Annotated in this window: 20 protein-coding genes; 16 read left to right on the top strand and 4 right to left on the bottom strand. The window is 65.2% G+C overall.

The annotated features are described in order from the left end of the window. Positions 1–70 precede the first annotated feature (70 nt). Positions 71–640, bottom strand: coding sequence for a carbon monoxide dehydrogenase subunit G (locus tag HG262_RS24155; RefSeq protein WP_169273429.1), 570 nt, complete (start codon positions 638–640; stop codon positions 71–73). A 465-nt stretch (positions 641–1,105) separates the two neighbouring features. On the opposite strand from HG262_RS24155, the gene HG262_RS24150 reads away from it, so the two are divergent. From HG262_RS24150 to HG262_RS24105, 10 genes are all read left to right on the top strand, one after another. Beyond that, the gene (locus tag HG262_RS24150) at positions 1,106–2,353 is read left to right on the top strand and encodes a glycosyltransferase family 4 protein (protein WP_169273428.1); all 1,248 of its coding nucleotides are present in this window, start codon (positions 1,106–1,108) and stop codon (positions 2,351–2,353) included. Between the two features lie 2 nt (positions 2,354–2,355). Continuing rightward, complete coding sequence (locus HG262_RS24145; protein ID WP_169273427.1) at positions 2,356–3,216, top strand: SDR family oxidoreductase; 861 nt, start codon at positions 2,356–2,358, stop codon at positions 3,214–3,216. A gap of 21 nt (positions 3,217–3,237) precedes the next feature. Next, a complete protein-coding gene (locus HG262_RS24140; RefSeq protein WP_169273426.1) occupies positions 3,238–4,248 on the top strand; it encodes a polysaccharide biosynthesis protein in 1,011 nt (336 codons plus the stop codon). Then, complete coding sequence (wecB, locus tag HG262_RS24135) at positions 4,241–5,368, top strand: UDP-N-acetylglucosamine 2-epimerase (non-hydrolyzing) (RefSeq protein ID WP_169273425.1); 1,128 nt, start codon at positions 4,241–4,243, stop codon at positions 5,366–5,368. The genes HG262_RS24140 and wecB overlap by 8 nt, the downstream gene beginning before the upstream one ends. Positions 5,369–5,420: 52 nt before the next feature. Then, positions 5,421–6,296 carry an NAD-dependent epimerase/dehydratase family protein gene (locus HG262_RS24130; RefSeq protein ID WP_169273424.1) on the top strand — a complete coding sequence of 292 codons (876 nt, stop codon included), beginning with the start codon at positions 5,421–5,423 and terminating at the stop codon, positions 6,294–6,296. A gap of 54 nt (positions 6,297–6,350) precedes the next feature. Further along, positions 6,351–7,376, top strand: coding sequence for a glycosyltransferase family 4 protein (locus HG262_RS24125; RefSeq protein WP_169273423.1), 1,026 nt, complete (start codon positions 6,351–6,353; stop codon positions 7,374–7,376). 63 nt (positions 7,377–7,439) lie between these two features. Beyond that, positions 7,440–8,024, top strand: a complete 585-nt coding sequence (locus tag HG262_RS24120; protein WP_169273422.1) for a NeuD/PglB/VioB family sugar acetyltransferase — start codon at positions 7,440–7,442, stop codon at positions 8,022–8,024. A 17-nt stretch (positions 8,025–8,041) separates the two neighbouring features. Continuing rightward, a complete protein-coding gene (locus HG262_RS24115; protein ID WP_169273421.1) occupies positions 8,042–9,877 on the top strand; it encodes a nucleoside-diphosphate sugar epimerase/dehydratase in 1,836 nt (611 codons plus the stop codon). A gap of 115 nt (positions 9,878–9,992) precedes the next feature. Continuing rightward, entirely contained in the window at positions 9,993–11,030 is a 1,038-nt protein-coding gene (gene waaC, locus HG262_RS24110; protein ID WP_169273420.1) for a lipopolysaccharide heptosyltransferase I, read from the top strand. Between the two features lies 1 nt (position 11,031). Continuing rightward, positions 11,032–12,333 (top strand): 3-deoxy-D-manno-octulosonic acid transferase, encoded by a 1,302-nt coding sequence (locus HG262_RS24105; protein ID WP_169273419.1) that lies wholly within the window; start codon positions 11,032–11,034, stop codon positions 12,331–12,333. A 39-nt stretch (positions 12,334–12,372) separates the two neighbouring features. Here the strand turns inward: HG262_RS24105 and HG262_RS24100 are convergent, their stop codons facing one another. Genes HG262_RS24100 through HG262_RS24090 form a run of 3 tightly spaced genes read right to left on the bottom strand, consistent with a single transcriptional unit; the run spans position 12,373 to position 14,204 of the window. Further along, complete coding sequence (locus HG262_RS24100) at positions 12,373–12,537, bottom strand: hypothetical protein (RefSeq protein WP_169273418.1); 165 nt, start codon at positions 12,535–12,537, stop codon at positions 12,373–12,375. 12 nt (positions 12,538–12,549) lie between these two features. Continuing rightward, the gene (locus HG262_RS24095; RefSeq protein ID WP_169273417.1) at positions 12,550–13,356 is read right to left on the bottom strand and encodes a type III pantothenate kinase; all 807 of its coding nucleotides are present in this window, start codon (positions 13,354–13,356) and stop codon (positions 12,550–12,552) included. Then, the gene (locus HG262_RS24090) at positions 13,353–14,204 is read right to left on the bottom strand and encodes a biotin--[acetyl-CoA-carboxylase] ligase (protein WP_169273416.1); all 852 of its coding nucleotides are present in this window, start codon (positions 14,202–14,204) and stop codon (positions 13,353–13,355) included. The genes HG262_RS24095 and HG262_RS24090 overlap by 4 nt, the downstream gene beginning before the upstream one ends. 95 nt (positions 14,205–14,299) lie before the next feature. Between HG262_RS24090 and HG262_RS24085 the strand changes: the two genes are divergently transcribed. From HG262_RS24085 to HG262_RS24060, 6 genes are all read left to right on the top strand, one after another. Then, entirely contained in the window at positions 14,300–15,430 is a 1,131-nt protein-coding gene (locus tag HG262_RS24085; protein WP_169273440.1) for an ABC transporter permease, read from the top strand. Next, the gene (locus tag HG262_RS24080; RefSeq protein ID WP_169273415.1) at positions 15,430–16,269 is read left to right on the top strand and encodes an ATP-binding cassette domain-containing protein; all 840 of its coding nucleotides are present in this window, start codon (positions 15,430–15,432) and stop codon (positions 16,267–16,269) included. The genes HG262_RS24085 and HG262_RS24080 overlap by 1 nt, the downstream gene beginning before the upstream one ends. Then, positions 16,256–17,212 carry an MlaD family protein gene (locus tag HG262_RS24075; protein WP_211187745.1) on the top strand — a complete coding sequence of 319 codons (957 nt, stop codon included), beginning with the start codon at positions 16,256–16,258 and terminating at the stop codon, positions 17,210–17,212. The genes HG262_RS24080 and HG262_RS24075 overlap by 14 nt, the downstream gene beginning before the upstream one ends. After that, entirely contained in the window at positions 17,209–17,829 is a 621-nt protein-coding gene (locus HG262_RS24070; protein ID WP_169273414.1) for an ABC-type transport auxiliary lipoprotein family protein, read from the top strand. Before HG262_RS24075 ends, HG262_RS24070 begins: the two co-directional genes overlap by 4 nt. 33 nt (positions 17,830–17,862) lie before the next feature. Next, positions 17,863–18,516: an alpha/beta hydrolase gene (locus HG262_RS24065; protein ID WP_169273413.1), complete on the top strand. Its 654-nt coding sequence runs from the start codon at positions 17,863–17,865 to the stop codon at positions 18,514–18,516. A gap of 152 nt (positions 18,517–18,668) precedes the next feature. Beyond that, positions 18,669–19,931 (top strand): D-alanyl-D-alanine carboxypeptidase family protein, encoded by a 1,263-nt coding sequence (locus HG262_RS24060; RefSeq protein WP_169273412.1) that lies wholly within the window; start codon positions 18,669–18,671, stop codon positions 19,929–19,931. Positions 19,932–19,965: the final 34 nt, after the last annotated feature.

Genomic DNA, 19,965 nt, shown 5'->3' with positions numbered 1-19,965 from the left:
CGGCGGCTGGCGGGGTCGGTGATGGCGGCGGATTCATGCCGCCTAGGATATCACCGGCCCACTAGGGTTTTCACTTGTAGAACGAGTGGTATCCCCAGAACACCGCGACCACCAGCAGCACCAGTACCCATGACCAGCGCGAATTGGACAGTCCGCGGGGTTCGGGTTCGGGAGGCGGGGGCGGCGGCGCCAGGCGGGGTTGCTTGGCCATGTGGTCGATAAAGGCCGCGAAGAACTTCTGGATGATCTTGTCGCCCGCTTTCAACAGCAGGCCTTCGCCGCATTCGGCCAACTTGCCCCCCGCCATGCCGGCCACGGTGTAGGCCACGCGGGTGCCCTGGTCTTTGGTGCTGAGGTTGACCTGGGCGGTGCCGATGGCCAGGCAGGCAGCGCGGCCCTTGCCTTCGAACACCAGGGTGCAGCTATCGGGGGCGTTGACATCGGAGAGCAGGATCTCGCCTTCGTAGTCGGTGTCGATCCCGGCGATGTTGGCCCGCAACGTGACGGCATACTCGGTGGGGCTGCGCATCGCGACTTCCACGCAGCCCGGTATGCATTTTTGCAACACTCTCGGGTCGGTCAACGCATCCCAGGTCTGGTGCTGCGTCGAAGGAATCCATTGGGCATCGGCAATGCGCATGGCAGTCTCCTTGTGGGTCTTTGGCCTATTGTGGACCTAAGCGGCCCCAAGGGAAAGCCTGGCGCCCAGGCGCCAGGGCGGGCGCGCCGCCGGACTGGCCGTGACCGGTGTGACGGGCAGTCGCCGGAGTTATCTATTTGGAACAGCGCGGACGCGGATTGCCCAGTGGAATCAGTATATTGAATCGCATTTACTTTCACGGATTCTTGTAGCGTGGATCAGAGGACTGGGGGATAATATGCGCCGACCGAAGAAAGGCTGCCCCGCATTTGATTATTGCGTTTCGCGCAACGGAACTTTTTATTATCTTTCCCTACTTTTTGGCACGTATGGAAAATGATCGTGAAAATATAAATGGTGCATGGCGGGTTGGGCATGTCGCCGTATTCTCCGCAACGGAATTCCAGGCGGCCAGGTTGCTGGTGGAGGGTATCGCCGTTCCATGAATAAATTATAGGGTTATTGATGAAAATTCTCGTGGTCACGCAATATTTTTGGCCCGAATCTTTTGTTGTTGTTAATGACCTGATCCATGAATTGGCAGAGCAAGGCCACGAAGTCCATGTATTGACGGGTAAGCCGAATTATCCCGACGGGAAAATATTCCCGGGGTATTCGTCCGGTGGCTATCAGCGCGAAATGTACGGCGACAAGATTACCGTCAGCCGGGTGCCGCTGCGGGCGCGCGGCAGTGGCGGCGGAAAGAACATGGTCTTGAATTATCTGTCGTTTCTTTTCAATGCCATCTGGCATTCCGGAAAGGTGGTCAAAGGCGAGAAATACGATGTGATTTTCGCGGTGGCATTGTCGCCCATCACCGCGGTGATCCCGGCGGTTTTCCTGAAGCGGCGGTTGAAAGCGCCCCTGGTGGTGTGGGTCCAGGACTTGTGGCCCGAAAGCCTGAGCGCGACCGGATTCATCAAGAACAAGCATGTGCTTGGCGCGGTCGGCGCGATGGTCCGATGGATTTATTCATCGTGCGACCGTATTCTGGTGCAATCGAGAGGGTTTTTTGCGCCGATATCGCGTTTCGCTGATCCCGCGAAGCTTGAATATTATCCAAATTCATACCGGGAACCAGAAGCTGCGCCAGAGGATGAATCCCGCATTCCTCCGGAAATACTGCGCATGATGGATAGCAATTTCTGTGTTTTGTTCGCCGGCAATATCGGCACGGCGCAAGCCGTCGAGACGATTGTGGAAGCCGCCCGGAAACTGGTACACCTTCCTGACTGCAAGCTGGTGATGGTGGGCAGCGGAAGCATGCTCGGCTGGGTCGAGAATCAGAAGAAATTGCACAATCTCGACAATCTTGTTCTGGCCGGACGCTACCCCGCCAGCGAGATGCCGAATTTCTTCCGCAGGGCCCAGGCCTTGCTGGTCTCGTTGAAGCGTGAAGAGATTTTCGGGTACACGGTTCCGAGTAAAATTCAGGCCTATTTCGCCGCCGGCCGCCCGATCATCGCCGCCTTGGACGGCGAGGGGGCCCAGGTGGTCCGCGAAGCGGGGGCGGGACTCGTGTGCGACGCGGAAGACGTGCCCGGGCTTTGCGGATGCATCGAGCAGTTGTATCGCATGGATGCGGGTGCCCGACAGGAGCTGGCCGTTGCGGGGCGCCGCTATTACCTGGAGCACTTCGAAATGCGGAAACAGGCTACGGAACTGTCGCGCCTTTTGGCGGCGGCGACTGAAATTTATAATGCGAGGCACTGAGTATGAAAGTTCTGATCCTGGGCGCCAGCGGCATGCTGGGCAGCGCGACCTTCCGCGAGTTCTCCTCCGACGCCCGCTACGAGGCCTGGGGGACGTTGCGCAGCGGCGCGTTGCGCGAGCGGTTTTCGCCTGAATCCCGCGCGCGCCTGATCACCGGCGTCGACGCGACCGACCAGGACGCCCTGGTGTCGCTGCTTGCGCGCGTCCGCCCCGACGCGGTCATCAACTGCGTGGGCGTGATCAAACAAGCATCCACGGCGAAAGATCCGCTGGTAACCTTGCCGCTCAATTCGCTGCTGCCGCATCGGTTGGCGCACTTGTGCGGCCTCGTGGGCGCCCGTCTGGTGCATATCAGCACCGACTGCGTGTTTTCCGGCAAGAAGGGCATGTACGTCGAGTCCGACGTGTCGGATGCGGAAGACCTGTACGGCAAATCGAAGTACATGGGGGAACTGCACGATTTCCCGCATGCGATCACCTTGCGCACGTCGATCATCGGCCACGAATTGGGCACGAATCTGGCCCTGGTGGATTGGTTCCTGTCGCAGACGGGACCGGTCAAGGGCTTTACCAAGGCTATTTTTTCCGGGCTGCCGACCGTTGAGCTGGCTCGCGTGATCAAGGACCTGGTGCTGCCCAAGCCGGAGCCCAGCGGCCTTTACCATGTGTCGGTGGACCCCATCGACAAGTTCCGCCTGCTGTCCCTGGTGGCCAAGGTCTACGGCAAACAGATCGATATCGAGCCGGACGACAAGCTGCATATCGACCGCTCTCTCGATTCCTCCCGTTTCCGTGCGGCCTTCAATTATCAACCGCCGTCTTGGGATCGTTTGATCGCCACGATGTACGAAACGCGCGCGTAACCCTGACTACTGTGGTGAATTATGTTTGAAAATAAAGTCCTGATGATTACCGGTGGTACGGGTTCCTTCGGCCACACGGTGTTGAAACGTTTCCTGGATACGGATGTCCGAGAAATCCGGGTATTCAGCCGCGACGAGAAAAAGCAAGAAGACATGCGCATCGAACTTGCCAACGACAAGGTCAAGTTCTATATCGGCGATGTGCGCGATTACAGCAGCGTGTCGCAAGCCATGATCGGCGTTGATTATGTGTTCCATGCGGCGGCATTGAAGCAAGTGCCGTCCTGCGAGTTCTATCCGATGGAGGCGGTTAAAACCAACGTCCTCGGAACGGAAAACGTGCTGAACGCCGCCATCGCGAACCACGTCAAGCGCGTGATCGTGCTGAGCACGGACAAGGCGGTTTATCCGATCAACGCCATGGGCATTTCGAAAGCCATGGCAGAAAAGCTGGTGGTCGCGAAATCCCGCGCCATTCCCGAAGGCGGCCCGGTGGTCTGTTCGACCCGTTACGGCAACGTGATGGCGTCGCGCGGCTCGGTGATTCCGCTGTTCGTCCAGCAGATCAAGGCCGGCGAGTCGCTCACCATCACCGACCCGAGCATGACGCGCTTTCTCATGTCGCTCGAAGACTCCGTTGACCTGGTCCTGCACGCGTTCGAACATGCCGAGCAGGGCGACATCTTTGTGCAGAAGGCGCCTGCCTCGACGGTCGGCGACCTGGCGGAAGCCTTGAAGAATATTTTCAAGAGCGCCGCGCCGGTCAAGGTGATCGGCACGCGCCACGGTGAAAAGCTGTACGAATCCCTGATTTCCCGCGAGGAAATGGCGAAGGCCGTGGACATGGGGCGGTATTACCGGATCCCGATGGACAACCGCGACCTGAACTACAAGAAGTATTTCGTCGAGGGCGAAAAGGAAGTGTCCGAACTGGACGACTACACGTCGCACAACACGACGCGGCTGGACGTTCCTGGCGTTGAGAAGATTTTGCTCGGCCTTGCGTATCTGCAGGAGCAATTGAATGACTAAAGTCATGACGCTGGTCGGCACTCGCCCTGAGCTCATCAAGATGAGCCGGGTGATTGCGGAACTGGACAAGCAGGTCGATCACGTCCTGGTGCATTCCGGCCAGAACTACGACTACGAGCTGAACCAGGTCTTTTTCGACGAGCTGGGCATCCGCAAGCCCGACCATTTCCTGGGCGTGGCGGCCGATACGCCCGCCAAGACAATCGCTGAGGTCATCGCCAAGTCCGACGAGATTTTCGCGCAGGAAAAGCCCGACGCGCTGTTGCTGTACGGGGACACGAATACCTGCCTGGCGGTGATTTCCGCCAAGCGCCGGAAGATCCCCGTTTTCCATATGGAAGCGGGCAACCGGTGTTTCGACCAGCGGGTGCCGGAAGAGCTGAACCGCAAGGTCCTGGACCATCTGAGCGACATCAACCTGGTGCTGACCGAGCATGCGCGCCGGTACTTGATCGCCGAAGGCGTGCGGCCCGAGACCATCATCAAGACCGGCTCGCACATGGAAGAGGTGATTGCGCACTACAAGCCGCAGATCGACGCCTCGACGGTGCTGGAGCGCGAAGGCCTGACCCCGCGTGAGTACTTCCTGGTGAGCATCCACCGTGAAGAAAACGTGGATTCGGTCCAGAACCTGCACGATCTGCTGGATACGCTGTTCGCCGTCGCGGAGTCGTATTCCATGCCGGTCGTCGTCTCCACGCATCCGCGCACGCGCGCCAGGCTGGAGGCCTTGGGCCGTTCCATTGAGCATCCGCTGGTGCGTTTCGTGAAGCCGTTCGGGTTCCTGGACTACATGAAGCTCCAGATGGGCGCCAAGTGTGTCCTGTCCGACAGCGGTACGATCACCGAGGAAGCATCCCTGCTGAATCTCTCCGCAGTGACCGTGCGCACGGCGCACGAACGTCCGGAAGGCATGGACGAAGGCACCTTGATCATGAGCGGGTTGAAGGCGGAGGGGGTGCTTGAGGCCATCCGCGTCGTCACCGCCCAGAACGAGGAATCGGCCCGCGTGAAGACGGTGGATGACTACCGCGGCGGAGCGGTGTCGGTCAAGATCGTCCGGATCGTCTTGAGTTATGTGCCGTACGTGAACCGCACCGTCTGGTCGGTCACCCCGTAGAAAGCGCACCGGCCGCCACGCGCGACGTTGGCTGTGGTTGAGAAGACAGGCTATGAGTCATACAGACAGAGTAACGGTGGGCGTGCTGGGCGCAACCTCGCCAGTCGGGCGCCAGGTGCTGGCCCAGTTGGCGGGCGCCGGGCATTCCGTGGTGGCGTTTTCGCGGCGGCCGCAGCAAAGCGACGACGCGCGGGTGCGTTGGGCCACGCTGCCGGGCACCGTGGAAGACGGCGGCCAGCCGATCCCCCACTGGATCGCCCTGTGCGGCATCTGGAACCTGCCGGAGCATTTCGACCTGATGCTCAGGCATGGCGTGCGCCGCGTGGTCTGCCTGTCTTCCACCAGCCGCTTTACGAAAACGACGTCTTCGAATCCACAGGAGGAGGAGATCGTCCGCCGCCTCGTGGAAGGCGAGCGCCAGATCGCTGAATGGGCGCAGGCGCATGGCGTGGAATGGACGATCCTGCGGCCGACGTTGATTTATGGCCGGGGTACCGACCGCAATCTTGCCGAGATCGTCAAATTGATCCGCAAGCTGGGGCGGTTCCCCCTGTTCGGCCGCTCGGAAGGCCTGCGGCAACCCGTCTATGTGGACGATGTTGCCAAGGCGGCGGTTCTGTCAGTATTTTCCGCTGATGCCGGGTGCAAGAGCTACAACATTTCGGGCGCCGAAGTGCTGACCTACCGCGAAATGGTTTCGCGGATTTTCAAGGCGATGGGACGCGAGCCCCGATTCCTGAGCGTGCCGATCTGGTTGTTCAATGTTGCCTTGTTCTTTCTGCGCCTTATCCCGCGCTACCGCAAATGGAACGCGGACATGGTCCAGCGGATGAACCGCGACATGGTGTTCGACCATGACGACGCCCGTCGCGATTTTGCGTATGACCCGCAGCGGTTCGTGCTGCGCGAGATCGACGTCAGTGCCTGATCCGGCAGCGCGCTGTCCGATCTTTTCGATAAACCGTATTTTTTGATGCACCCAATGATTGCACCGTGGTGGCTGTTCGGCCTTGTCCTTGCGCTTGCGTGGCTCCTGACTGGCGCATTGCGCCGGTACGCGTTGGCGCGCAATGTGATTGATGTGCCCAATGCGCGCAGTTCGCACAAGACGCCCACGCCGCGAGGCGGCGGGATCTCTTTCGTCGTGGCCTTCGTGGCGGGCATGCTCGTGATGGGGGCGGGCGGCTTTGTCGCCTGGCCCGTCGTATGCGGGGTGGCCGTGGCGGGCGCGTGGATCGCCCTGATCGGGTTTTTGGACGATCACGGTCATATCCAGGCGCGTTGGCGGTTGCTGGCGCATTTCATCGGCGCCGCGTGGGGCCTGTACTGGATGGGCGGAGCGCCGGCGCTGTCGATAGCCGGCCTGCCGCTGGCGGCGGGATGGCTGCTGAATATTGCCGCGGCCTTTTATCTGGTGTGGCTGCTGAACCTGTACAACTTCATGGATGGCATCGACGGCCTTGCCAGCGTCGAGGCGATCTGCGTGACGGTCGGCGCAAGCGTGCTTTACGTCCTGACGGGCGCGGGCGACGCCAGCCTTGCGCCGATGCTGCTGGCGGCTGCCGTTTTCGGTTTCCTGATCTGGAATTTCCCCCCCGCGAAGATTTTCATGGGCGACGGGGGAAGCGGCTTCCTGGGGCTGACGCTCGGCATCCTGTCGCTGAAGGCGGGGTGGCAGGCTCCCGAACTGTTCTGGGCATGGACCATTCTGCTTGGCGTGTTCATCGTGGATGCGACCGTGACCTTGCTGCGGCGGTTGATCCGCGGCGAGAAGGTCTACGAGGCGCATCGTACGCATGCCTATCAATATGCATCGCGCCAATGGGGCAGCCACGTGCGCGTGACCTTGACCGTGCTGGCGATAAACGTGGTGTGGCTGTTCCCCATGGCCTGTCTGGTGGCGCTGGGCAAGATCGACGGCTCGGTGGGAACGGTGGTGGCGTATGCGCCGCTGGTTTTCGCGGCCCTGCGCTTGAAAGCGGGCGTTCGGGAGCCTGCAAGCGCCTGATGGTCGCTCAAGGGGGGAATCGGGAAATTTGACTGGGCCGGATCAATGGCTCTTCTGGATGTTATGGAAACTAAACGCAATCTTGTCATCGTGGGTGCAGGCGGGCACGGACGCGCCGTCGCGGAAGCTGCGGAGCTGGACGGTTCCTGGTCGGAAATCGTCTTTGTCGATGACAACTACCCCGGACAATCCACCTCAGGCCCCTGGAAGATCGTCGGCCATCCCAGTCAGCTGGGCTCGTTGGCGACGCCCGGCGACGCCGTCATCGTGGCGATCGGCAACCAGGCGGCGCGCGAGCGCCTGATGCTTGCGCAGGAAGCGCTGGGCCTGCCCTTTGCCACCGTCATCCACCCCAAGGCCTACGTGAGCCCGTACGCAACCGTTGGCGCAGGCTGTGCCATCATGGCCGGTGCCATTGTCGGCACGGCCGCGCGGTTGGGGCGTGGCGTCATCGTCAACGCCAACGCCACGGTGGACCATGATGCGGTGGTCGGGGATTTTTCCCATTTGGGCGTGGGAGTGCAACTTGCGGGAGGCGTCGTTGTCGCAGAGCGGGTGTGGCTGCAGGCGGGCACGTGCGCCGGGTATCGCGTGCGCGTTCCGCCAGACACGATTGTTGAGCCCGGGACGAGCCTGGTCGCAGACTAATTCACACCATTCGATCCATGATCATTCCAACTCGATTCCGCACCGTCCTGGTTTTCCTGTTCGACCTGGGGGCGATTATTGTCGCTTGGCTCGGCGCGTTCCTCCTGCGCTTCAATTTTGAATGGCCCGCCGGCTGGGAGCGCACGATCTGGATGGCGCTGCTGGTTTTGCTGCCCGTGCAGGCGGTCGCCTGTCGTGCTGCGGGCCTGTACCGGGGGATGTGGATTTTCGCCAGCATTTCAGACCTTAAGCGGGTGCTGAAGGTCGTGCTCGCCTCGGCGGTCGCGTTGCTGGTCTTCGCATTCCTGGTGCGCAATGAAGCCGCGCTGCCGCGCTCGATCCTGCTGCTGTACCCCCTGCTGTTGCTGCTGGCGATGGGGGGCGGGCGCGCCGCCTGGCGCATGTGGAAAGAATATCGCCTGTACGGCCGGGTCAGCGGTCACGGGACGCCGGTCGTCGTGGTGGGCGCCGGCACGGCGGGCGCGATGCTGGTGCGCGAACTGAGTCGAAGCACGGAATGGCATGTCGTCGCGCTGGTCGACGACAATCCCGCCAAATGGGGACTGGAGCTGTCGGGATGCCGGGTGGTGGGCGGCACCGACAGGCTGGGCGAAGTCCTGGCGGAATTCGACGCGTCACGGGTCATCCTGGCCATTCCGTCGGCGAAGGCGTCCTCGGTGCGGCGTGTCATGGAAATTGCCACCAACGCGGGCGCTGCGCTGTTCACGGTGCCGGGCCTGAGCGAACTGATGAGCGGCCGGGTGGCGATCAACATGATGCGTCCGGTGAACATCGAAGACCTGCTCGGCCGCGAAGCGGTGCGGATCAACAACCTGAATGTCCAGGAGATGATCGCGGGCAAGCCCATCCTGGTGACCGGGGCGGGCGGATCCATCGGCAGCGAGCTGTGCCGGCAACTGGCGCGCTTCGGACCCAGCTGTCTGATCCTCTTCGAGGCAAGCGAGTTTGCGCTGTACACCATCGAGCAGTGGTTTACCGAGCACCATCCTGGCGTCCGCATCATCCCGCTGGCGGGTGACGTGAAAGACGCCGCGCGCCTGGAAGAGATATTTGAAACGTGGAAGCCGGAGGTCGTGTTTCACGCGGCCGCCTATAAGCACGTGCCCCTGATGGAAGTCGGCAATGCCTGGCAAGCCGTGCGCAATAACGTGCTGGGCACGCTCAATGTCGCGGAATGCGCACGGCGTTTCGGCGCCAAGCGCTTCGTGCTGATTTCGACCGACAAGGCCGTCAACCCCACGAATGTGATGGGCGCGACCAAGCGCATGGCGGAAATGATCTGTGAAGTGCTGCATTGCCGCGGCGGCAAGACCTGTTTCCAGATGGTGCGGTTCGGGAACGTCCTGGGCAGCACTGGCAGCGTCATTCCGAAATTCCAGGCGCAGATCGCCCGCGGGGGGCCGATTACCGTGACCCACCCTGACATCACGCGCTATTTCATGTCGATCCCCGAGGCCGCGCAGCTGGTCCTTCAGGCGGCATCGATGGGGCAAGGCGGCGAAGTCTTTGTCCTGGACATGGGGGAACCCGTGCGCATCGCCGATCTTGCACGCAATATGATCCGCTTGTCGGGCTATACCGAGGACGAGATCCATATCGAATACTCGGGCCTGCGCCCCGGCGAAAAGCTGTACGAGGAACTGTTGGCCGATTCCGAGGAAACCCGCGAGACGCCCCACGAGAAGCTGAGAATCGCGCGCTCCCGCTCGGTGCCGGAAGGGTTCTATGAGGAAAGCCTGGCCTGGATGTCGAAAAAAGGGCCGGTTTCAGATGACGAAGTGCGTGCGCAGTTGAAGCACTGGATGCCGGAATACGTCCCTTCGCGCCTCTGAGCGGGACGGATCCGGAACTGGCGGCCCCGGTCTTTGCGCCGGGATGCCAGCTTGTATCGATCGCCTAGGGGGTTGTGTTGTACATTCCCTTCTCCAACGTACCCCCTTCGACTTGATGCCGACTCGCATTCTCATCGTCCGCACTTCTTCCCTAGGTGATCTGGTGCACATGTTGCCGGCTATATCCGACATCGCTCGCCATGTCCCGGACGCCGAAATCGACTGGATCGCCGAAGAAGCTTTCGCGGATATCCCTGCCTGGCATCCTGCTGTCAATCAGGTCATCAAAGTCGCCCATCGCCGCTGGCGCAAGGCGTGGTGGTCGTCGCAGGTCAGGGCGGAGCGCAAGGCGCTCAAGGAGCGGCTGCGTTCGGTGCAATACGACATCGTCCTGGACATGCAGGCCCTGCTGAAGTCCGCATGGCTGGTGCGCCAGGCGCGTGGCGTGCGGCACGGATTGGATTGGCGTTCGGCGCGCGAGCCGCTGGCCTCGCTGTTCTACAACGTGCGCCATCGCGTGGAATTCTGGCAGCCGGCAGTCATACGCCAGCGCAAGCTGGCGGGCCTGACCTTCGGCTACCAGCACGCGGGCTTGCCTGATTTCGGCCTGCAGTCCTTCGTGCGCCAAGCCGGCCAAGCGGCCACCCCGGTGCATGAAGTGGGCAGCGACGGCCTGAACACCGCCGAATTGCCGCGCCTGCATCACCTGGATACCGATCGCGGCTACGCCGTGATCATGCCGTCGGCCAGCCGCGACGACAAATTGTGGCCTGAAGAGGACTGGCGTGCGGTTTTCCGCCGTTTGCGCGAAGCCGGCTGCACCCTGAAACTGTTGGCGGGCAATGAGTCGGAAGCCCAGCGCGCCGGCCTGCTGGTGGCCGGCATGGACGGGGCCGAGGTGATGCCCCGCATGGATCTGACCTCGGTCGCGCGCTTGCTGGCGGGTTCGCGCCTGATGGTGGGCCTGGACAGCGGCTTGACCCATTTGTCCGCCGCCCTGGGCCGCCCGACGATCGGCATCTACCGCGCCTCCACGCCAGTGCGCACGCCGCTGGTCGGTTCGAACTACACCGCCAGCCTGGGCGACCGGGGCGCATCGCCGTCGCGCGAGGCCGTGATGGCGGCGGTGGAGCAGGCATTGGCCGCCCAGTGACATGAACCGCGGCGTCTACTCTCTGGCGCTACGGGCATTGTCACCGCTGGTCTGGCTGTGGATGGCCCATCGCGCCAGGCGCGCGGGCGGCCAGTGGGAAATCTTCTCCCGGGAACGGTTCGGCGGCGCCGCGGCGCCGTCTCCCGCGCCCTCCCCGTCTTTCCCGTCCTGGACGCGGCCCGTCTGGGTGCATGCCGTCAGCTTGGGCGAGACCCGCGCCGCGCAACCGCTGCTGCGGGCGTTGCTGGACCGCGGCCTGCCCGTCTTGCTGACCCATATGACGGCGACCGGCCGCGCCGAGGGCCAGCGCCTGTTCCCGGAGGCCATCGGCCGCGGGCAATTGCGCCAAGCCTGGCTGCCCTACGACTTTCCTGGCGCGACGCGCCGTTTCATGAATCGCCACCAGCCCCGTTGCGGCCTGTTGATTGAACGCGAGATCTGGCCCAACCTGTTGGCCGCCGCCCGGCGCGCGCGGGTGCCCATGGCGCTGGTCAGCGCCCGGTATTCGGCGTCGTCGCTGCGCCAGGCCGGCAGGATGGGCAGCGTGATGCGCGAAGCGCTGGCCGGTCTGGACCGGGTGCTGGCGCAAACCTCCGAAGATGCGGCCAGGCTGGTGCAGGCGGGGGCGCCTCAGCCGATCGTGACGGGTAATCTGAAATTCGATCTGGTCTTGCCGGCGCCGCAGGTGCAGGCGGGGCGGGCCTGGCGGGCGCAGCGGGGCAGGCCGGTGGTGGCCGTGGCCAGTACCCGCGAAGGGGAAGATAGCGGTTTCATCGCTGCCATCAAGCGGCATGCCGCCGCGCGCCAAGGGTCGGACGCGCCGCTGTTTCTGTTGATCCCCCGACATCCCCAGCGTTTTGACGAGGCGGCCCGCCAACTGGCCGAGGCCGGGCTGTCGTTCGTGCGGCGCGCCGAAGGCGTCGAGCCGGGGCCGGATACAACGGTGGTGCTGGGCGATACGCTGGGCGAGATGGCGTTCTATTACGCGGCATCGGACGTGGCCGTCGTGGCCGGCAGCTTCGCGCCCCTGGGCGGCCAGAACCTGATCGAGGCCTGCGCGGCCGGCGTGCCCGTCATCGTCGGGCCGCACACGTTCAATTTCAAGCAAGCGGCTGAAGACGCGATCGCAGCAGGCGCGGCCTGGCGCGTGGCGGATGCGGGGCAGGCCGTGGACAGCGCGATGGCATTGCTTGCCGACGCGCCGCGCCGGCAAGCCGCCAGCCAGGCGGCGCGGGCCTGGTTCGACACGCATGCGGGGGCGACGCGGCGGACCCTGGACGCGCTGGCGCCCTGGCTGGATTGAGCGGGCGGCACGCCGAACGGGCGTGGCGCGGGGGTGCGGCTAAGGCGTTTTCCGGGGAACCAGCGTTACCGCGCCCGGGTTCAATTCCTGGCTGAACCGGCGGGTATCGCGGCCCTCGTCTTCGGGCCGCACGCCGATCCAGCCCTGGCCCAGCGCCAGTATCCACAGATTGGCCAACAAGATCAGGATGAAGAGCACTCGCATGGCGGGCCTCGTTCAGGCGTTGGCGTCCAGGGTGGCGCGCGCCACTGCGGCCAAGCCGTCCAGGACAGGGTGATCCAGGTAGACCGGCACCGGCGCGACGCCGAAGGCGCCGCCGGCATCCGCCAGCAGCCGCTCGATCTCTTGGTGAACTTCGGGCCAGCCGCCGCCCGCCGCGTAGATCTGCGGGGTCTGGCCATAGCGCTGGCGGCCGGCCAGCCATTGGCGCACCACGGCGCCGGCCTGGGCCGCGGCGATGCCCGAGGCGATGGCTTCGTGCGTATCCACGGGGTAGGGCACGACCTGGCCATTGGCGATGGGCAGGTTGGCGGTGCCGTGCGCCAACGATGTGCGCATCATGGCCGGGCCGGGCAGGATCAGGCCGCCAGCGAAGACGTTGTCGGGGCCGACGGTGTCGATCGTCGTGGCGGTGCCGAAGCTGGCCAGCACGAAGGGTGGGTGCGCGCCGGGCAGGCGCGACAGCACGCCCAGCAGCGAAGCCCAGCGGTCCGCGCCCAACTGCGTCGGCACGCGGTAGCTGTTGACGAGCCCCAGCGTGCTGGCTTGCGAGGGCGACCAGGCGACCGCGCAGCCGTGCTTTTGCAGGATGGCGGCAATGGCCGCGCCGCGGGCGTCGCCCGCCACGTTCACGCCCAAGGCGCGCAGCGGTCGGCGCGGCAGGGTGGCCAGCCACCGGTCCAGCGCATCCAGATCCAGGCCGTCGAACGCGACCGCCGCCGGTTCGCGCGGCATGTCGGGGTTGCTGGCGTCCAGCCAACCCACTTTGAGACGGCTGTTGCCGGAGTCGATGAGAATGATCATGCTTGGCGTCGAATCGAAATTTCGCCGACCGAAATCGGTGTGGCGCCCTCGGGCGTGCGCACTAGCAGGCGGCCTTGCTCGTCCACGCCGCAGGCGGCGCCGCTAAGCAGGATATCGCCTTTCTCCAGCACGTTGACCATGCGGCCCGCCAGGGCGTCCACCTGGTCGAAACGTTGCTTGAACGCCGCGAAACCCCCGCGCTCCAGCGCCTGGACGGCCTCGTGCCAGGCCGTGGCGCTGGCGCAGACCAGATCGGCGGCGGTCGCCAGGCGGCGCGACCGGGCCTGCACCTGGGTCCAGTCGGCGACCTCGCGGCCCAGCGCCAGGGACAGTTCCGCCGCGTCGATCAGGTTCACGCCCATGCCGATGACGACGGTGTAGCCGGCCTCGCGGCCGCCGGGGTTGCGGGTGGTTTCCACCAGCACGCCGGCCAGCTTGGCGTCATGCCATTGAACGTCGTTGGGCCATTTCATGCACAGGCTGCGGGCGTCAGGGCCCGCGACGGCGCGCAGGGCCTCGCAGGCGGCCACGCCGGCCAGCGGCGACAGCGCGGGCAGTTGCGCGGCCGGCAGGTGGACGTCGAACGCACACGAGAACATCAGCGTGGAACCCGAACGGTTCTGCCAGGGGCGCCCCGCGCGGCCGCGGCCGGTTTCCTGCAGGTGGGTGCCCAGCAGCCAGGGCTTGCCGGCGCCGGCGCCCGAGCGGGCGCGGGCCAGCAGGTCGGCGTTGGTCGACCCGGTGCTGCCTGTCCAGGCTATGTCTTGGAATACGGGCAGGCGCGTGCCTAGCTCCCGGGCCAGGGCTTCCGGCGCGGGCAGGTCGATAGGGCGGACGTGATCGGACATGGCGGCGATTGTAGGGCACGTGGCCCGCCCTCGCGGCCTTTCGGCCTTGTAGCGTTTATGATTGGCGATACATTTTGCATCCGTCCCCCGCCTACATGCCGCAAACCGCTTCATCCGCGTCGACTGCCGCGCCGTTCCGCCAGGACGGGAACGCCTGCCACGTGGCGGGCGACTGGAGCGTCCTGGCCTTGGCCGAGGCGGGCGAAGTCGACCGCCGGCGCTCGGCGTTGGCCCGCGCGGTCCAGGACGGCGTGCGCTGGGATTTGCACGGCATCAGCCGGCTGGACACCATCGGCGCCTTGCTCATCTGGCAGGCCTGGGGCGAAAAACTGCCCGAACGGGTGCGCTGGTCGGCCGGCCAGCAAGACGTTTTCAACGCGCTGGCCATGAACAAGGGCGGGGCCCGCGCGCCAGAGCCCAAAGCCGAATCCTGGGGCTGGGTGCGCGCGCTGGGCGGCGCGATCTTCCAGGGCGCCGAAAACGGCCGGGCGCTGCTGGTCATGCTGGGCCAGTTGGTGCTGGATTTCGGCGGCATGCTGCGCCGCCCGCGGCTGGGCCCCTGGCGCGAGATCTCGGCGCAGGTGTACCGCACGGGCGCGCAGGCGCTGGGCATCACGGCGCTGGTCGGTTTCCTGATCGGGGTGGTGCTCTCGTACCTGTCGGCGCAGCAGCTCCAGATGATCGGGGCCGACCGCTTCATCGTGCGTCTGCTGGGCGTGTCCATCGTGCGCGAGCTCGGGCCCGTCCTGGCGGCCATCCTGGTGGCGGGCCGATCCGGATCGGCCATCACGGCGCAGATTGGCGTCATGCGGGTCACGCAGGAACTGGACGCGATGCTGGTCATGGGTATTTCTCACGGACAGCGGTTGATCCTGCCGCGCGTGATCGCGCTGGCCGTGACGATGCCGCTGCTGGTGCTGTGGACAGACGCCATGGCGATCCTGGGCGGCATGCTGGCCGCGCAGATGCAGCTTGGCGTATCGGCGCAGTGGTTCCTGACGTCGCTGCCTGACGCCATCTCCTTGACCAATTACTGGATCGGGATCCTGAAGGGCGTGACCTTCGGCATCCTGATTGCACTGATCGCGTGCCATTTCGGCCTGCGCATCCAGCCCAACACGGAAAGCCTGGGCCGCGGCACCACGACGTCGGTCGTGACGTCGATCACGGGCGTGATCCTGCTGGACGCGCTGTACGCCATCATCTTCAGTTCGGTGGGTATCTGATGCACGGCGGCGCCCAGCACCGGTTGTTCACCGATGACAGCGTCACGGTCGAACCCGTCATCTCGGTGCGCGGGTTGCGCACCGCTTTCGGCGACCACGTGGTCCACGACAACCTGGACCTGACCGTCTTCCCGGGTGAAATCCTGGTGCTGGTGGGCGGGTCGGGCACGGGCAAGACGGTGCTGCTGCGCCAGATCATCGGCCTGGACCAGCCCGCCGCCGGCATCGTGAAAGTGCTGGGGCATTCGCTGTTCGAACTGTCGCCCGGAGAACGCAGGCGCTTGTCCTACCGCTGGGGCATGCTGTTCCAGGCGGGGGCGCTGTTCTCGGCGCTGTCGGTGTTCGACAACGTGGCTTTGCCGCTGCGCGAGCTGCGCACGGTGCCGGAAGACCTGGTGCGCGATGTCGTCATGTGCCGGCTGGCGATGGTGGGCCTGTCGGCGCAGGACGCCGGCAAGCGGCCATCGGACTTGTCCGGCGGGATGGTCAAGCGCGTGGCGCTGGCGCGCGCGCTGTCGCTGGACCCCGAACTGGTGTTCCTGGACGAGCCCACGGCCGGCCTGGATCCGTTGCGGTCGGACGAATTCGTGGACCTGGTGCGCAGCCTGCACCGACAGTTGGGTTTTACCGTCGTCATGGTGACGCACGATCTGGACACGCTGCTGGCGTTGGCCACGCGTGTCGCCGTGCTGGCGGACAAGCGGGTGATCGTGTGCGACACGGTGCCGGAAGTCCTGAAGGTCGATCACCCGTTCATTCACACATTCTTCCTGGGCGAGCGCGGTCTGCGCGCGCTTGGGGATCTGGCGCCGAAGGGATTGCATCATGGAAAACCGTAGTCATGCGCTCATGGCCGGTATCTTTACGCTGGTCTTGCTGGCCGCCGCCGCGTTGGTGGCCGTCTGGATCGGCCGCGACCGGACCAAGCTGCAAACATATGAAATCGTGTCGGCCACGGCGGTCAGCGGGCTGAATCCGCAGTCGGCCGTGCGCTACCAGGGGGTGCCGGTCGGCAAGGTGCAGTCGCTGGCGCTGAATCCGAACAAGCCGGGCCAGGTGCGCATCCGCATCGGCGTGGCGCCGAATACGCCGATCACCGAATCGACGTGGGCCGAACTGGGCGTGCAGGGCGTGACGGGCATGGCCAACGTGGAACTGCGCGACGATGGCACGTCGCTCAAGCGCCTGGCGTCGTCGGCCGAGCATCCCGCGGCCATCCCGTTGCGTCCGGGCTTCCTTGACCGCATCGAGCAGCGCGGCGGCAAGTTGATTTCCAACGTGGAAGAAGCCACCGAGCAGTTGCGCCGCGTCCTGAGCGAACAGAACGTGCAGGCGTTGACCGCCAGCCTGCAGAACGCGACCGACATCACGCATTCGCTGAAGGAGGCCAGCCGCGAGCTGGCGCCCACGATGGCCAAGCTGGGCCCGCTGATGGATTCGCTGGGCAATACCTCGCGCCAGGCGGACCGCGCCGCGCGCGAGATCGCCGATCTGGCGCAGCAGTCGCGACAGGCGCTGGCACGGTTGAATGCGCCTGACGGCCCCTTGTCGGTGGCCACGCGCAGCCTGAACGACATCGCCCTGGCTGCGGCACGGCTGGACGGCGAGACCTTGCCCGCCGTGACCAACATGGCCGCCAACGTCAGCGCGGCCGCGCGTGGCGCGGCCATTACCCTGCGCCGTGTGGACAGCACGCCGCAATCGTTCTTGTTCGGTCCGGCGCCTGTTGCGCCCGGACCCGGCGAGGCCGGATTCGCCGGCTTCGGGAGACAGCCCAAATGAAGATGCGTCGCGCCGTTTTGATCCTGACATTGACCGTCGCCACGACCCTGGCGGGTTGCGGCATCGGCCGCGTGGGGGCGCCGCCCTCGGTGTTCGACCTGGGCCTGGACACGAAGCCGGTGCCGACCTTGCCGGCGCGCGCCCCGATCGCGTTGAGCTTGCAGGCCGTGCCGGTGCTGTCGGACACCAGCGTGATCTGGCGGGTGGGAGACAGCGCCGCGCCCAAGGCCTACGCAACGTACCGCTGGGCCTCGTCGCCGTCGGAACTGGTGCGCCAGCGCATCACGGATCGCCTGTCGCGCCAAGGGCCGGTGCTGGCTGATCGGGTCAATCTCCAGATGCCGCAGCTGCAACTGTCATTGATGCAGTTCGAGCAGGTGTACGCCGAAGACGGGCAGTCCAGCGAGGGCCGCGTCCTGTTGCAGGCGGTGCTGCTCAATGGCCGCGCCGTGGTGGACCAGCAGCGCATCCAGGTGCGGATGCCTGCGGCCACGCAGGATGCCGCAGGCGGTGTCGCGGCCTTGCGGCAAGCCACCGACCAGGCCGCCGACCAGTTGGCGCAATGGCTGGCCCGCGCCGCATCCGCGCCGGCCGCCACGCCCCGGCCGGGCGGTTAACATCAATCCCTTTTCCGCACGCTGAGTCCTGCCATGTCCGCACGTACTGATACCCACGCCTTTGCCGGGGCCGCCGGCCGCATCGATTGCGCCGTCGACTGGCCTGCCGGCACGCCGCGAGGCTGGGCCCTTGTCCTGCATCCGCACCCGTTGCAAGGTGGCGCGCGCGAGAACAAGGTGGTCACGACCCTGTCGCGCGCCTGCGTGCAGCATGGGCTGGTGGCGGTGCGCCCCAACTTCCGCGGCGTGGGCCTGTCGGAAGGCGCATTCGACAAATCGGTCGGTGAAACGCAGGACATGCTGGCGGTCGTGGCGCAGATGCGCGAACTGCACCCTGAATTGGCCGAGGCGCCCTGGGTGCTGGCCGGGTTTTCTTTCGGCACTGCGGTGGCCGCGCAGACCTATGCGGCGCTGGCCGAGGCCGGCGACGCGGTGTTGCCGGCGGCGCTGATGCTGATGGGGCCGGCCGTGAACCGCTTCCAGTCGCATGAAGTGCAGGTTCCCGACGATACGCTGATGGTGCACGGCGAAGAAGACGAAGTCGTGCCGCTGTCCGAAGCCATGGACTGGGCGCGCCCGCGTTCGATTCCCGTGGTGGTGGTGCCAGGGGCGTCGCACTTTTTCCACGGCAAGCTGCTGGTGCTGCGCCAGCTGGTGCAGGCTCGCCTGAAGGTCGCGCTGGACTGAGCGGCCGTGGCGGCGGGGCCGCAGGTTGCATCAAGTTGCATGATTTAAATGCCCGCGGAACCCGTGCGGGGCGGACCGGTCCAATGGGCTGCCTATAATTGTCAGCCATTAGCCCCGCGCCGGCGGGCGTCTTTCCTGGACCCACGTTGCCGATGAAGAATTTGCCTTACTCCGCTCAATCCCCCGTTGTCTTGACCCGCCGCCTGCTGTCCGGCGCGGTACTGTCGGCGATGCTCGCGGCCTCGATGCCGGTCTGGGCGCAACAGGCTCCCGCCGCCGCGCCCGCTGCCGCAGGCGCCACGGCGCCGGCCCCGACGGCGTCGGGCGCGGTGCCGGTGGGTGACGTGTCGGCCGTGCCGGCGCCCACCATCGCGGCCAAGGCGTGGATCGTGATCGACGTGAACAGCGGCCAGACGCTGGCCGCCTCCAACCCCGACATGAAGGTCGAGCCGGCGTCGCTGACCAAGATCATGACGGCTTACGTCGTGTTCAACGCGCTGGATGAAAAGCGCCTGACGCTTGAGCAGACCGTGCCCGTGTCCGAGCACGCCTGGCGCACGGGCGGCTCGCGCATGTTCATCGAGCCGCGCAAGCCCGTCACGGTCGACGAACTGAACCAGGGCATGATCGTGCAATCGGGCAATGACGCTTCCGTGGCGTTGGCCGAGGCCGTGGGCGGCAGCGAAGCCGCCTTCGCGTCGCTGATGAACCAGGAAGCGGAACGCCTGGGCATGAAGAGCACGCACTTCATGAACGCGACCGGCCTGCCCGACCCGCAGCACACGACCTCCACGCGCGACCTGGCCACGCTGTCGTCGCACCTGATCACTGATCACCCGGACTTCTTCCACTACTACAAGCAGAAGAGCTACACCTACAACAAGATCACCCAGCCCAACCGCAATCGGCTGCTGTGGGCCGATCCGTCGGTGGACGGCATGAAGACCGGCCACACCGATTCGGCCGGCTACTGCCTGGTGTCGACCGCGGTGCGCGGCGACCGCCGCATCCTGGTGGTCGTAGTGGGCACGGACAGCGAAGCCACGCGCGCCGAAGAAAGCCTGAAGCTGCTGAACTGGAGCTTCCAGAACTTCGACACCGTGAAGCTGTTCGACAAGAGCCAGCCGGGCATCGATGCGCGCGTCTGGGAAGGCACCGCTGAAAACGTCAAGCTGGGTCCGCCGAATCCGGTGTCGATCGCGGTGCCGCGCGGCAAGGCCGGCGATCTGAAGCCGGTGGCGCAGCGCACGGATCCCCTGATCGCGCCGTTGGCCAAGGGCCAGCAGGTCGGGACGCTGCAGTTCACGCTGGACGGCAAGGTGCTGCGCACCGAACCGCTGGTGGTGCAGGACGCCGTCGAACGCGCCGGCTTCTTCGGCCGCATGGTCGACACCGTCAAGCGCTGGTTCCAGTAAGCGGACAAGCCGGCGCGCCACGGGCGCGGCCGCG

This window comes from Achromobacter sp. Bel, assembly GCF_012928505.1.
Classification (GTDB): Bacteria; Pseudomonadota; Gammaproteobacteria; order Burkholderiales; family Burkholderiaceae_B; genus Achromobacter.
Note: the sequence above shows the minus strand (reverse complement) of the source record. Positions and strands in the feature narration are given on the sequence as shown.

Coding starts and splice junctions, on each gene's coding strand:
- HG262_RS24070 (WP_169273414.1), top strand. CDS start 17,209: ATGAAGATGCGTCGCGCCGTTTTGATCCTGACATTGACCGTCGCCACG.
- HG262_RS24145 (WP_169273427.1), top strand. CDS start 2,356: ATGAAAGTTCTGATCCTGGGCGCCAGCGGCATGCTGGGCAGCGCGACC.
- HG262_RS24100 (WP_169273418.1), bottom strand. CDS start 12,537: ATGCGAGTGCTCTTCATCCTGATCTTGTTGGCCAATCTGTGGATACTG.
- HG262_RS24080 (WP_169273415.1), top strand. CDS start 15,430: ATGCACGGCGGCGCCCAGCACCGGTTGTTCACCGATGACAGCGTCACG.
- wecB (WP_169273425.1), top strand. CDS start 4,241: ATGACTAAAGTCATGACGCTGGTCGGCACTCGCCCTGAGCTCATCAAG.
- HG262_RS24130 (WP_169273424.1), top strand. CDS start 5,421: ATGAGTCATACAGACAGAGTAACGGTGGGCGTGCTGGGCGCAACCTCG.
- HG262_RS24085 (WP_169273440.1), top strand. CDS start 14,300: ATGCCGCAAACCGCTTCATCCGCGTCGACTGCCGCGCCGTTCCGCCAG.
- HG262_RS24060 (WP_169273412.1), top strand. CDS start 18,669: ATGAAGAATTTGCCTTACTCCGCTCAATCCCCCGTTGTCTTGACCCGC.
- HG262_RS24155 (WP_169273429.1), bottom strand. CDS start 640: ATGCGCATTGCCGATGCCCAATGGATTCCTTCGACGCAGCACCAGACC.
- HG262_RS24115 (WP_169273421.1), top strand. CDS start 8,042: ATGATCATTCCAACTCGATTCCGCACCGTCCTGGTTTTCCTGTTCGAC.
- HG262_RS24095 (WP_169273417.1), bottom strand. CDS start 13,356: ATGATCATTCTCATCGACTCCGGCAACAGCCGTCTCAAAGTGGGTTGG.
- HG262_RS24075 (WP_211187745.1), top strand. CDS start 16,256: ATGGAAAACCGTAGTCATGCGCTCATGGCCGGTATCTTTACGCTGGTC.
- HG262_RS24125 (WP_169273423.1), top strand. CDS start 6,351: ATGATTGCACCGTGGTGGCTGTTCGGCCTTGTCCTTGCGCTTGCGTGG.
- HG262_RS24105 (WP_169273419.1), top strand. CDS start 11,032: ATGAACCGCGGCGTCTACTCTCTGGCGCTACGGGCATTGTCACCGCTG.
- HG262_RS24065 (WP_169273413.1), top strand. CDS start 17,863: ATGTCCGCACGTACTGATACCCACGCCTTTGCCGGGGCCGCCGGCCGC.
- HG262_RS24150 (WP_169273428.1), top strand. CDS start 1,106: ATGAAAATTCTCGTGGTCACGCAATATTTTTGGCCCGAATCTTTTGTT.
- HG262_RS24120 (WP_169273422.1), top strand. CDS start 7,440: ATGGAAACTAAACGCAATCTTGTCATCGTGGGTGCAGGCGGGCACGGA.
- waaC (WP_169273420.1), top strand. CDS start 9,993: ATGCCGACTCGCATTCTCATCGTCCGCACTTCTTCCCTAGGTGATCTG.
- HG262_RS24140 (WP_169273426.1), top strand. CDS start 3,238: ATGTTTGAAAATAAAGTCCTGATGATTACCGGTGGTACGGGTTCCTTC.
- HG262_RS24090 (WP_169273416.1), bottom strand. CDS start 14,204: ATGTCCGATCACGTCCGCCCTATCGACCTGCCCGCGCCGGAAGCCCTG.